The following is an 11,665-nucleotide window of genomic DNA, read 5'->3' on the forward strand; positions in this document are numbered from 1 at the left end:
GCCTGTGCGAGGAAGAAGGTATTCACTACCACTTTCAGCACACCGCCAGCGGCCACAAACTGACCTTCGGCGATGACCAGACGGTGTTCCCGAAACTCGCGCCCGTGGCCTATCAGCAAGATTCCGGGCTGGTCGCGGACAAACCGGTGGTCAAACGTTTCGGCCTGCGTCTGGCTACCCGCACCAGCCGCACTACGCGACGCGATTACGACTTCGTCAAACCGAAAATCGAGCTGGAAAGCGACGCCAAAAGCAGTGCCCAGCCAGACTTGGAAGATTACGATTACCCGGGCCGATTCGTTGACCGTGACCGCGGCAAACATTTGGCCAATCGCGCGCTGGAGCGTCATCGCAGCGACTATCGACTCGCCGAAGGCAACAGCGATCAGCCTATCCTGGTCAGCGGGCATTTCCTCGCCCTGACCGAACACGCCAACCCGACGTGGAACGACCTGTGGCTGCTCACTGAAATCTTCCACGAAGGCAAGCAGCCGCAAGTGCTGGAAGAGTCGGTGACCAGCGACACCACGGACAACAAGGACGATTTCCACCAGGGCTACCGCAACCGCTTCAGCGCGATCCCGTGGGACGTGCCTTACCGTTCGCCGCTCGATCACCCGAAACCGAAAGTCCTCGGCACGCAAAGCGCCGTGGTCTGCGGCCCGGAAGGCGAAGAGATCTACTGCGACCAGTATGGCCGGGTCAAGGTGCAGTTCTTCTGGGATCGCGAAGGCAAGCACGATGACATGACCAGTTGCTGGATGCGCGTCGCGTCGAGTTGGGCAGCGGAAACCTTTGGTTCGATCAACATTCCACGCGTTGGCATGGAAGTGCTGATCACCTTCCTCGAAGGCGATCCCGACCAGCCGCTGATCACCGGTTGCCTGTACCACGGCGCGAATCTGCCGCCGTATAAACTGCCGGATTTCAAGACCCTTGCCACGGTCAAGAGCAAGGAATACAAGGGCAGCCGCGCCAACGAACTGAGGATCGATGACACCACCAGCGAGATCAGCATCGCGTTGCGCAGTGATCACGGTGCGAGTGCGATCAACCTCGGCTACCTGACGCATCCACGCCCGAGCGGTGGGCAACCGCGCGGCGAAGGTTTCGAATTGCGCACCGACCGCCATGGCGCGGTGCGTGCCGGTGCCGGTCTGCTGATCACCACCGAGCCACGTCCAAACGAGTCGAAACACCACAAGGATCTGCCGGAAACCGCCGAGCGCCTCGCCACCGCGAGCGATCAGCAGGACGGCTTTGCGGTGCAGGCCAAGGAGTTGCAAGCGCAGGAAGCGGGCGATCAGGACGACGTGGCCAAAGCCTTGCACGCCCAGCATCAAGGCGTGCTCGGCAGTGGCCCGGCGAACATGACCGCCAATGAGTTCCCGGAATTCACTGAACCGCATCTGGTGCTCGCCAGCCCGGCCGGCATCGCCCTGACCACGCCGCGCTCCAGCCACATCGCCACCGGCGAACACCTGGCATTGAGCAGCACCGGTCACACCAGTCTTTCCATCGGCAAGCGTCTGCTGGCCAGTGCCAGTCGCGGCATGCGCCTGTTCGTGCAGAGCATGGGTTGGCGTCTGGTGGCCGCGTCCGGTGACATCGACGTGCGTGCGCTAAAGGACAGCATCAACCTGCTGGCCAAACTCAACATCACCGCCAATGCCGACCGCATCACCATTGCCGCCAAGACTGAGTTGGTGATCCAGGGTGGTGGCAGTGCCACGACTTACAACGCTGGTGGCATTACTCACGCTACCAGCGGCCCGTACACGGCCCATGCGGCGAACTTTGCCTACACCGGTGCGAAAAGTCTGGCCGGGGTATTCCCGGAACCGCCGAAACCGGGCAAGGGCAACCTCGAATTGTTCAACCAGTACGCCGGGCGTCAGGGCATCAAGGAAGGCGATTACGAAGTCATTGATGCCTTGGGCAAAAGCATCAAGGGCAAGCTCGATGGCAAAGGTTTCGCCAGCGTCTCTGGCGCAGCACCGGGCCCGGCGCGGGTGCTCTTCGGCAAGGATCCGGCGGACACCTGGAGCGATGGCAGTTACATCGGTAAGCCGGAATGGCCGTTGAATCCGCCGGGGGCCGAAGACGTGCCGAGCCAAGTGCAGGCGATGGTCGCACAGGTGTTGCCGAGCAAGAGCTGGGACATGCTGGAGAAGGGTAAGGACATGGCACAAACAGGGATGAGTGCGGTGCAGACCGCGCAGGGCGCAATGCAAACGGCGCAGCAGGTGAAAGGCGCTGTGCAGGGCGGAGTGGCTGGATTGCCGAAACTGGCGAGTGCCGCCATGCCGAGTGCGTCGAGCATCCTCGGCGCCGCGAGCAAGGGCGGCCGATTGCCGACGCTTCCCGCACCAACGCTGCCAAAACCTTCCTTGAAAACCCCGGGCCTGTTGGCGGGTGAGATGCTGTCATGACCACTGAAAATGCTGTTGTAAAACGTGAACCTCAAGTTGCCATCGTTCCCCTGAATGCCATCGACATTCAGGATGTTGCCAGCGGTGCGGCAACCTTCGACGCCTGGCTTCAATCCGCCAGTGGCGGCGTGGTCACTCTTGATCGAATCAAGAACGTCGCCGGCGCATTACCCGTGGTGGGCAACATCATGGCGTTGGTCGATGCGCTGGGTGACATCGTCACCCTGTCGAATGCCCAGAAGCGCGACCTGCTGGCGTGGGCCAGTCTGGGCATCAACCTGATCGGTGTTTTGCCGCTGCCACCGGCGATGGCGGCAGCCCGTATGACGTTGCGCCCAACACTGTTTCTGGTGCGTCAGGAGATGAAGGCCAGCAGCAAGATGCTGCTCAGTGCATCTGTGATCGAGGTGCTGGTCGGGCACCTGAACGCCTCTATCATCGGCACCCTCGACGACTTTGTTGAACAGGCCAAAGGCAAGTTGCCCGGGATTCTCGCGGACGCTGGCAAGCTGGGCGAAGACGTTATTAACGAGATCGCCAAAGGTCTCGAAACCGTTGCTAACGGTAAGCTCGACGCCAAGGGGGACGTCCAGGCCGCCAGTCAACAAATCAGCGCTGCGGGGGATCAGTTACTGAGCGACCCTCTCGCGGCAATTGGCAACATTTTCGGGGCTACCGCGAGTGCTTATAAAGCGGCTGGCAAGGGGCTGGCCAACAGCGCTGCCGATCATCTGCTACCCGACGAGATCAAAAAACAGGTTGCTACCGAGACCGCAAAACTGCGCGCCATGGGACCGGAACTGCGTACCCAGTTGAGCAAGTTGGACGACGAATCGGTTCAGAACTCGATTGGCTGGTTGCTGCTGATTTTGTCCAGTGCAGTCACTCTTTGGCGTAAGCGCAATGCTCATGGACAGAGTGCCGGAGTCAAGCCGGATCAGACCAGTCAGGCCCAGCACACAGCCTCAGAAGGTGGTCTGGGTGCGACGAGCCAACAAGCTGCTGCAACCAAAGCCCCCAAACCGAAGAAAAACGGCACATGCACCAGTACCTGCCACAGCATCAATTTTGCATTGGGTTCGGAATCCCTCAGCCATAGCGATTTCAGCTTGCCCGGGCCGTTCCCGGTCGAGTGGAATCGCATCTATAACTCGCGCCTTGGGGAGTACGATCAAGGCGACCTTGGTGCTCGCTGGGTCACGAAATTCACCACACGGTTTGACTGCGTGGATGATGGCCTGACGTTCTATGGTGCTGATGGTCGAAACCATAGCTATCCACTGCCCAAGGTTGGGCTGTTCCACTACGACCCCATCGAGAACATCACTCTGGTTCGTGCCAGCGAAGATCAGTTGATGCTGTGTCGTGGTTTTGAACGCAAGGAAACCTATGTGCGCCGTAACCAGCGTTATGTGCTTACCAATATTTCGCTGCGTAATGGCGCCGGCATCATGCTGCATTACGAACATCGCCATGGTGAACAGTCGGTGCTCTCCGATCTGATCACATATCAGGAAAACGACTACACCAAGGTTCACCTGCACCTCGGCACGATGATCGACGATCACGGCCGGCTGTCCGGCATCTGGGAAATCCGCGACGGTGAGCCACAACGGCAACTCTGTGCGTACCAGTACGACGCTTATGGCGATCTGATTCAGGCACAGGACGAGAACGGCGCTGTCTGGTTGTACCAATACCAGCATCACCTGATCACCCGTTACACCGACCGCACCGGTCGCGGCATGAATCTGGAGTGGGACGGCCAGGGCGCCAAGGCTAAAGCCGTACGCGAATGGGCGGACGACGGCAGCTTCGACACACGTCTGGAGTGGGACGAAAACATTCGTCTGACCTACGTCACCGACGCGCTCGGCAATGAGACCTGGCACTACTACGACATCCTTGGCTACACCTACCGAATACAGCATGCCGATGGCCTGTCCGAGTGGTTGTTCCGTGACGAAGCCAAGAACGTCGTGCGTCACGTGCATGCAGACGGTACGACTGATCGTTACAGCTACGACGAGCGCAGCAATTTGCTTGAGCACATCCGCGCTGATCACACCGTAATACATTTTGCCTACGACGATCAGGACATGCTGATCAAGATCAGTGATGCCGAAGGTGGGCAATGGCAACGCGCCTATGACGATCAAGGCAATCAAGTCGAAGCCGTCGATCCTTTGGGAAACAAGACGGAATACGCTTACAACAAGGCTGGACAACCGACCGCGATCAAGGACGCCAACGGCAACGAAAAGACGCTGGACTACAACGACGCCGGGCAACTGGTCGAATACGTCGATTGCTCGGGCAAGACCAGCGCTTGGGAATATGACGAACGAGGGCAGATGATCTGTTTCACCGACGCCGCCGGAAACGCAACCGAGTACGAATACAAGGCCGGGCAGCTGGTGCTGATCAAGCACCCGGACAAAACTGAAGAGCGTTTCGAGCGTGATGCCGAGAGTAGATTGTTGGCACATGTTGATGGTCTGGATCGTTGTACCACATGGAGCTACAACGCTAGTGGCCGGATTGCCGAGCGAGTTGACCCTGCCGAGCAAACTTTGCGCTATCGCTGGGATCGCATCGGTCGATTAACTTCCTTGGAAAACGAAAACGAACAGCGCGCTCACTTCCACTACGACCCCGTAGGCCGACTGCTTGAAGAAAGCGGATTCGATGGGCGCTCCACGCGTTATCAATACGATCCACTGACCGGTCGCTTGGCCCAGTCCGCTAATGGCGAGCGCGTGATTGAGCTGACCTTCGACCCGATGGGCCAGATGACCGAGCGCCGTGCTACTTTGGGCGATCAGTCGCAAAGCGAAAAGTTCGCCTACGACGGCAACGGCAATATGGTGTTGGCCTCCAACACCGACAGCCACCTGCAATGGTTTTATGATCCAGCAGGTAATATTCTGCGTGAGCATCAACACTATCTAGGTCTGGAAAAACCATTGGTTGCGGTCTGGCAGCACGAATACGACCTGCTTAACCATTGCGTCGCCACGACCCGCCCTGACGGCCATCGTGTCAGTTGGCTCACTTACGGCAGTGGTCACTTGCTGGGTATGCGACTGGACGAACATGAGCTAATCGGTTACGAGCGCGATGATCTGCACCGCGAAATCGCACGCCATCAAGGCAACCATCTGCTACAAATCCAGAGTTGGGATCCTGCTGGTCGATTGCAGGAGCAACTGCTGGGACGCAGGGACGACAAGTCCACGCTGCTGAAACGCGAGTACAAATATGATGCTGCCGGACAATTGACTGACATCAATGACAGCCGGCGCGGCTCACTTTCTTATCGTTATGATCCTGTCGGCCGGCTGCTTAGTGCCACCAGCCGTCAAGGCGTGGAAACCTTCGCCTTTGACCCGGCCGGCAACTTGCTGGATGATAAACAGGCTGAAATTCGCCGCCCACTGGATCTGACCCCCCGGCGCAGCAAACTGGTCGACAACCTGCTACGCGAATACGCCGGCACCCACTATAACTACGATGAGCGTGGCAACCAGATTCAACGCTGGCACAACGGTCAGCGCAGCGATTTGAAATGGGATCTGTTTGATCGACTGGTGAGTTTCGAAGATCCGCGCCTTTGTGTGGATTTCGCTTACGACGCGTTGGGAAGGCGCCTCCACAAAAACTCCCACGCCCACTACAAACAGCGCCCTGAAGCCGGTTCTCTCTGGAACCGCAACGAGCATGCCCGTAAACAGCTTGAACTGGGGTGTGGCTTCACTCTGTACGGCTGGGACGGCGACAACCTCGCGTGGGAAAGCAGCCCAGCGCAGAGCGATGGCCAACCGGGTCGCACGGTTCACTACATCTTTGAACCAGGTACCTTTGTTCCTGTTGCCCAAGCGGTGCGGCATGCGCCGATTGATCTTGTGGGGCAGCCCAATTACAGCGGTGAGTACAGTCTTGATGATGACCCGTTATGGGGTCACAAGGCTATATCTATGCCGTTTGATGCGTTGGCTTGGTATCAATGCGACCACTTGGGCACACCGCAGGAACTGACGGATCCGCAAGGCAACATGGCCTGGAGTGCGCAATACAAGGCGTGGGGGCAGGTGACGGAGCAGCGCTCTGAATGGGCGCGGCAACATGGCGTGATGAATCCGATACGATTCCAAGGGCAGTATCACGATCATGAGACTGGACTGCATTACAATCGGTATCGATATTACGACCCTGCGGTAGGAAGGTTCATCAGCAGAGATCCAATAGGATTTGCTGGCGGCATCAATTTTCATCAGTACGCACCGAACCCTACCGAGTGGATTGACCCACTGGGGTTAGCGAGAAAGGCTCCCTCGAAGTTTGCCAAGCGGGACGGTGATGGAGCGAGTGCTGCTGATATTGCAGCGAGTAAGGTTGATGGTGGGCATCGTCGAGGCCAAGATGCATGTCGTGAGGAGCTTTTGGAGGAGAGCGGCTCGGATGACTATGTATGTTGGCGGTGCGGTAGTACCTCGAAAAACCCTAAAGATATGCATTTGGGGCACACCAATGTCCCTACTTCCAAGGGCGGCAACCTTGCGAAGGTTAACATCGCTCTCGAAGGCGCTTCCTGTAACCTTAGTGCCGGTAGTAGCGGCTATGTTAAAGAAGGCATGTCTTGTGTTGAACGTGGAAGTTGTGGAGCACCTTATGGTCGATGATCAAGCAGCGGAACTTATTCGGGTATATGCGGGAAAAAACTCAAAAGGGCCGGTATTTGAACAGCTACCTGCTCGAAAAATTGATGAGCATACGTATGAATTGCTTTCTTCTCCGGGGCTAGCGTTGAATCTGGCGAGAGGGGATGTGATTTCTTTAAAAAATCCTCAGACACACGCCGAGGTTATAAAGAGAGGTGGTAATTTCTGTATCCATATTTACTCCAAGCACATTTCACCTGAGCGGCTGGAGATGCTTGAAACGGAGGTAGCGAGGGAGCTTAGCGGCACCTTGGACGGCATATATAAAGGGAATTTGTCGTTGGCTATTCCTGCAGAAAATGGAATGGATAATATTGCAAGTTTTTTTAACGAGTTTTACGAGGAAACTGGGATCCAATGGTATTACGCAAATATCTACAAAAATATCGATGACGTAGAAGACGAGACGCTGCTCAACTGGTGGCTGGATAGTTAGTTTAAAATAGCTTCTCAATTTCCAAGCTCAGGAACAAACACTCGTTCACCGAATTGAGGCTCCCATACCAGGAAAGGCCCGCTGAGAAAAGGCCATCGACATTGCAATACACCCAATCTCGGCGGGCAACGAATCCAAGATCTTTCGGGAGTAAAAGTCCAACACCGCAGCCCGGAAACCAGCCACTGTGGGATCGGACATTGGATCGAAAGGAAAGGATAGATATGAGCGAACATGAACCGCCGTATCCTGACGGCACACAGAATGCGATTTGCGAGAAGTACGGAATGTCAGCGTTGGCTCCTGAAGAAATGGTCGCCTTGTCCATCGAATCTCTCGGGAAAACACCTATTTACGGCGCCCGTATTCAATTGCCGGAAAATGGGAATGTCAGCTGGTTCATTCACTGCGGCACGCATTCGACAGCGATAGATTTTTACCAGCCGATTTGTATTGAACATTTACCCGAAGTGCTACCGATGGTTATGAAGTATCTGTGTTTGTCCACGGGCGCAAAATTCATCATCGATACCCAAGGGTACGAAGACGTCTGGATGGCTGAGTAACTTGGTCAAAGGAGTGACAACATGAAAGACGCAATTCGTCTCGGCGACTCCACCACACACGGTGGCAAGGTGCTCGAAGCTTTCTCCCGAACCGACCTCAACGGTAAGCCGATTGCCGGGGTCGGTCACAAGGTCAGTTGCCCGTTATGCAAGGGGATTTTCCCAATTGCCGAGGGCAGTAGCACCTACACCGTCGATGGTGTGCCCATCGCGCTGGACGGTATGAAAACCGCCTGTGGTGCTGCGCTGATTGCCAGCGGCCCGAAAGGGGCGGTTGTCAGCTGAATCAATATTTTTTGCATTGATTGCCTATCTCCATGGCGCGGGCTCCCATCGTCCGTTCCGTGGCAATTGAAGCGCGAATGAAGTCGTTCTTTTTAAAATCTGGTCGTTGGGAGGCGGTTGGCAATGGCCGGATTCGAATAGACCCACCGCATGTGGAAAATACGAACCAACAGGTTCATGCTCCCTGTCAATGCAAGACAAGGAAGGCTGAAGTTGTAGTGAATAAGGTTGGAATCTCAGAGGTAGGCGGGGTAGCGTCTCTGAACTCACGCGAAAAGAAAAAAATCCCTTCGGGAACAAGGTTTCAATCTATGAGAAAGTTGAATAAATTCAGTGTGCACGGAACTGCTATCGGGAGTGATAAAAATATTCAGCTGGATGAGGTTTCGATTCTTGCTGATCCACAAACGATTAGAGAACTTGGCGTTTTTCTCATTAATGCATCATATGAGATGTCAACGCATGGTCTTGAGCATATGCACCTTCAAGGTATCGCTGAAAACTTCGACTATGAAGCGAATGTGGATTTTATAGTCCTCAATAACAGCTTGGTTAAATCGTGACCGGCACACTGAACGTACCCCCGCTAATAGAACTTTCTGAGAGCCTGCGCCCACTGTTTCTCGCCGCAGGCTGGCCCACCCCTTGCACCGAACCAGTAGCGTGTTACGTCCCACCGGAACATCCTGCCGCTGCTCTACTTGAGCAGTTGGTCGGGGTGCAGGTGGGCATCTGCAGCGCAGGGGAGGAGTGTGCTACGAGCGATGTCGCCTTTGGTACATTTGAATATCTGCATGATAGCGAGGAGTTCCTTGAGTGGCAGCAACGCCTAAGCAGTACCTTGGTGAGCATTGCCGAAGTCCAACACGGCCATGGCGCGCTGTTGATGGACGAACAGGGTTGCTGCTACGTCTTGAGCCTCATTCACGACGGGCTTTGGATACAGGGACTGAACTTTATTCAAGCGATGGAAAACCTGATATTTGGCCGTAAGGGCGGTGAGTCGGTGCGACTCGCCACGCCAGGCGCGATACCGATCATTTGAGTTGCACTAGGTACCCAAGCTGACGAAGACGTTTGGATGGCTGAGTAACTTAGTCAAAGGAGTGACAACATGAAAGACGCAATCCGTTTGGGCGACTCCACCACGCACGGCGGCAAGGTGCTCGAAGCCTTCTCCCAGACCGACCTCAACGGCAAACCGATTGCCGGGGTTGGTCACAAGGTCAGTTGCCCGTTGTGCAAAGGTGTGTTCCCGATTGCCGAGGGCAGTAGCACCTACACGGTCGATGGCACGCCTATCGCTCTGGACGGCATGAAAACCGCCTGTGGCGCCGCACTGATTGCCAGTGGCCCCAAAGGGGCGGTTGTCAGTTGAACACGCGGGGCGTGAGGGGGCGGACGATGGCTATTTTGAGACGCGTTTGGAGTGGGACGAAAACATTCGTCTGACCTTCGTCACCGACGCGCTTGGCAACGAGACCTGGCACTACTACGACATCCTTGGCTACACCTACCGAATTCGCTACGCGGATGAGCGTTCTGAATGGCTGTTTCGCGATGGCGCGAAGAACATTGTTCGTCACGTCCGAACAGATGGGAGTGTCGCGCGCTTTGGTTATGACGAGCGCGGAAACATGCTTGAGCATATTCGACCTGATGGAAACGTTACGCATTTTGCTTACGATGATCAGGACTTGCTGATCAAGATCAGTGATGCTGAGGGAGGGCAATGGCAACGCGCGCATGACGATCAAGGTAATCTGGTTGAAGCGGTCGATCCGCTTGGCAACAAAACCGAATACGCATACAACAAGTCCGGCCAACTCACGGCGATCAAGGACGCCAACGGCAATGAAAAGACGTTGGATTACAACGATGCCGGCCAACTGGTCGAGTATGTCGATTGTTCGGGCAAAACCAGTGCTTGGGAGTACGACAAACGGGGGCAGATGATCTGCTTCACCGACGCCGCTGGGAACGCCACCGAGTACGAATACAAAGCTGGGCAACTGGCGCTGATCAAGCACCCAGATACGACCGAGGAACACTTTGAGCGCGACGCTGAAGGTCGGTTGTTGGCCCATGTCGACGGTCTGGATCGCTGCACCACTTGGAGCTATACCGCTGCAGGTCTTATTGCCGAGCGTGTGGATGCGGCCGAGCAGACGCTACGTTATCGCTGGGATCGGCTGGGCCGATTGCAGGCTATGGAAAACGAGAATGGCCAACGCGCGCACTTCCACTATGACCCGGTCGGTCGCCTGCTCGAGGAAACCGGCTTTGACGGTCAGTTTACGAGCTATCAGTACGATCCTGATACTGGACGTCTGGCCCATTCTGTCGCCGGTGGCCGCACGATCTCGTTGAACTACGATTCAATGGGGCGGTTGGTTGAGCGCCGTGCCACCTTGGGCTACCAGTCACAAAGCGAGACCTTCGCCTATGACGGCAACGGCAATCTGGTCATGGCCAACAATGCTGACAGCCGCCTGCAATGGTTTCATGACCTGGCCGGCAACCTGCTGCGCGAACACCAACATTACCTCGGCCTGGAAAAACCTACGGTCGCAGTCTGGCAGCATGAATACGATGTGCTTAACCAGCGTGTCGCCACGGTGCGCCCAGACGGCCATCGTGTCAGTTGGCTCACCTACGGCAGTGGTCACTTGCTGGGCATGCGTCTGGACGAGCATGAACTGATCGGCTTCGAACGTGACGATTTGCACCGCGAAGTTTCCCGTCATCAAGGCAATCATCTGATGCAAACCCAAAGCTGGGATCCGGCTGGACGCTTGCAGGAGCAGTTATTAGGGCGCAGCGATGACAAATCGACACTGGTGAAGCGCGAGTACAAATACGATGCTGCCGGCCAACTGACCGACATCAACGACAGCCATCGCGGCCCCCTCGCGTATCGCTACGATCCCGTCGGCCGACTGCTCAGCGCGGTGACACGTCAAGGGGTGGAAACCTTCGCCTTCGACCCGGCGGGCAACCTGCTCGACGACAAAGCAACAGAAGTTCGCCGCCCGCTGGAGCTTGCACCACCGCGCAGCAAACTGGTCGATAACCTGCTCCGTGAGTATGCCGGCACTCACTACGACTATGACGAACGCGGTAATCAGATCCAGCGCTGGCACAACGGCCAACGCAGTGATCTGCGTTGGGACCTGTTTGATCGGCTGGTGCATTTTGAAGATCCTCGTCTGAGCGTGGATTTCG

Annotated in this window: 8 protein-coding genes and 1 pseudogene; all 9 read left to right on the forward strand. The window is 56.2% G+C overall.

Annotated features, from left to right (window positions below; translation table 11 throughout):
- The coding region (tssI, locus tag AACY02_RS25430; RefSeq protein WP_339434290.1) for a type VI secretion system tip protein VgrG at positions 1 to 2,432 on the forward strand (2,432 nt) is incomplete at its 5' end.
- Positions 2,429 to 7,114: an RHS repeat-associated core domain-containing protein gene (locus AACY02_RS25435; protein WP_339434291.1), complete on the forward strand. Its 4,686-nt coding sequence runs from the start codon at positions 2,429 to 2,431 to the stop codon at positions 7,112 to 7,114. The genes tssI and AACY02_RS25435, both read left to right, overlap by 4 nt.
- Positions 7,104 to 7,589 (forward strand): DUF4265 domain-containing protein, encoded by a 486-nt coding sequence (locus tag AACY02_RS25440; protein ID WP_339434292.1) that lies wholly within the window; start codon positions 7,104 to 7,106, stop codon positions 7,587 to 7,589. Before AACY02_RS25435 ends, AACY02_RS25440 begins: the two co-directional genes overlap by 11 nt.
- 224 nt (positions 7,590 to 7,813) lie before the next feature.
- On the forward strand, positions 7,814 to 8,155 hold the full coding sequence (locus tag AACY02_RS25445; RefSeq protein ID WP_339434293.1) for an immunity protein Imm33 domain-containing protein: 342 nt from the start codon (positions 7,814 to 7,816) through the stop codon (positions 8,153 to 8,155).
- Between the two features lie 21 nt (positions 8,156 to 8,176).
- The gene (locus AACY02_RS25450; RefSeq protein WP_096821618.1) at positions 8,177 to 8,440 is read left to right on the forward strand and encodes a PAAR domain-containing protein; all 264 of its coding nucleotides are present in this window, start codon (positions 8,177 to 8,179) and stop codon (positions 8,438 to 8,440) included.
- 77 nt (positions 8,441 to 8,517) lie between these two features.
- Positions 8,518 to 9,003: an Imm32 family immunity protein gene (locus AACY02_RS25455; RefSeq protein ID WP_339434294.1), complete on the forward strand. Its 486-nt coding sequence runs from the start codon at positions 8,518 to 8,520 to the stop codon at positions 9,001 to 9,003.
- A complete protein-coding gene (locus AACY02_RS25460) occupies positions 9,000 to 9,485 on the forward strand; it encodes an SUKH-3 domain-containing protein (protein WP_339434295.1) in 486 nt (161 codons plus the stop codon). The genes AACY02_RS25455 and AACY02_RS25460 overlap by 4 nt, the downstream gene beginning before the upstream one ends.
- A gap of 69 nt (positions 9,486 to 9,554) precedes the next feature.
- On the forward strand, positions 9,555 to 9,818 hold the full coding sequence (locus AACY02_RS25465) for a PAAR domain-containing protein (protein ID WP_108225915.1): 264 nt from the start codon (positions 9,555 to 9,557) through the stop codon (positions 9,816 to 9,818).
- A 10-nt stretch (positions 9,819 to 9,828) separates the two neighbouring features.
- Positions 9,829 to 11,665 (forward strand): annotated as a pseudogene (locus AACY02_RS25470) (RHS repeat-associated core domain-containing protein); the annotation flags it as partial.

The sequence above is a fragment of the Pseudomonas sp. EA_65y_Pfl2_P78 genome (assembly GCF_963970495.1).
Taxonomy (GTDB): Bacteria; Pseudomonadota; Gammaproteobacteria; order Pseudomonadales; family Pseudomonadaceae; genus Aquipseudomonas; species Aquipseudomonas baetica_A.

What these genes read in the sequence shown, in the direction of transcription:
- AACY02_RS25450 (WP_096821618.1), top strand. Translation starts at nt 8,177, where the DNA reads ATGAAAGACGCAATTCGTCTCGGCGACTCCACCACACACGGTGGCAAG.
- AACY02_RS25465 (WP_108225915.1), top strand. Translation starts at nt 9,555, where the DNA reads ATGAAAGACGCAATCCGTTTGGGCGACTCCACCACGCACGGCGGCAAG.
- AACY02_RS25440 (WP_339434292.1), top strand. Translation starts at nt 7,104, where the DNA reads ATGGTCGATGATCAAGCAGCGGAACTTATTCGGGTATATGCGGGAAAA.
- AACY02_RS25445 (WP_339434293.1), top strand. Translation starts at nt 7,814, where the DNA reads ATGAGCGAACATGAACCGCCGTATCCTGACGGCACACAGAATGCGATT.
- AACY02_RS25435 (WP_339434291.1), top strand. Translation starts at nt 2,429, where the DNA reads ATGACCACTGAAAATGCTGTTGTAAAACGTGAACCTCAAGTTGCCATC.
- AACY02_RS25455 (WP_339434294.1), top strand. Translation starts at nt 8,518, where the DNA reads ATGAAGTCGTTCTTTTTAAAATCTGGTCGTTGGGAGGCGGTTGGCAAT.